General features: G+C 55.1%; 1 rRNA gene. It reads right to left on the reverse strand.

What is annotated here, in order from left to right:
- Positions 1-52: 52 nt before the first annotated feature.
- Positions 53-1,381: ribosomal RNA gene (locus JI62_RS06505) — 16S ribosomal RNA — on the reverse strand; the annotation flags it as partial.

Raw genomic sequence — 1,381 nt, forward strand, 5'->3', positions numbered from 1 at the left:
TATCTGATCAGGTAATTCATTGTGAACGCTTACCGACGCGTGACGCATCGTTTAAGGAGGTGATCCAGCCGCAGGTTCCCCTACGGCTACCTTGTTACGACTTCACCCCAGTCATGAACCACACCGTGGTGATCGCCCTCTTGCGTTAGGCTAACCACTTCTGGTGCAGTCCACTCCCATGGTGTGACGGGCGGTGTGTACAAGGCCCGGGAACGTATTCACCGTGACATTCTGATTCACGATTACTAGCGATTCCGACTTCACGGAGTCGAGTTGCAGACTCCGATCCGGACTGAGACCGGCTTTAAGGGATTCGCTGACTCTCGCAAGCTCGCAGCCCTTTGTACCGGCCATTGTAGCACGTGTGTAGCCCTACCCGTAAGGGCCATGATGACTTGACGTCGTCCCCACCTTCCTCCGGTTTGTCACCGGCAGTCTCCTTAGAGTTCCCGACATTACTCGCTGGCAAATAAGGACAAGGGTTGCGCTCGTTACGGGACTTAACCCAACATTTCACAACACGAGCTGACGACAGCCATGCAGCACCTGTCTTACAGTTCCCGAAGGCACACCAGAATCTCTTCCGGCTTCTGTAGATGTCAAGGGTAGGTAAGGTTCTTCGCGTTGCATCGAATTAAACCACATGCTCCACCGCTTGTGCGGGCCCCCGTCAATTCATTTGAGTTTTAACCTTGCGGCCGTACTCCCCAGGCGGTCGACTTATCGCGTTAACTTCGCCACAAAGTGCTCTAGGCACCCAACGGCTGGTCGACATCGTTTACGGCGTGGACTACCAGGGTATCTAATCCTGTTTGCTACCCACGCTTTCGCACCTCAGTGTCAGTGTCAGTCCAGAAGGCCGCCTTCGCCACTGGTATTCCTCCCGATCTCTACGCATTTCACCGCTACACCGGGAATTCTACCTTCCTCTCCTGCACTCTAGCCTGACAGTTCCGGATGCCGTTCCCAGGTTGAGCCCGGGGCTTTCACAACCGGCTTATCAAGCCACCTACGCGCGCTTTACGCCCAGTAATTCCGATTAACGCTTGCACCCTCCGTATTACCGCGGCTGCTGGCACGGAGTTAGCCGGTGCTTCTTCTGCGAGTGATGTCTTTCCTAATGGGTATTAACCACTAGGCGTTCTTCCTCGCTGAAAGTGCTTTACAACCCGAGGGCCTTCTTCACACACGCGGCATGGCTGGATCAGGGTTCCCCCCATTGTCCAATATTCCCCACTGCTGCCTCCCGTAGGAGTTCGGGCCGTGTCTCAGTCCCGATGTGGCTGATCATCCTCTCAGACCAGCTACGGATCGTTGCCTTGGTGAGCCTTTACCTCACCAACCAGCTAATCCGACATAGGCTCATCCAATAGCGGGAGCC

This window comes from Halomonas campaniensis, assembly GCF_002211105.1.
Taxonomy (GTDB): Bacteria; Pseudomonadota; Gammaproteobacteria; order Pseudomonadales; family Halomonadaceae; genus Vreelandella; species Vreelandella campaniensis_A.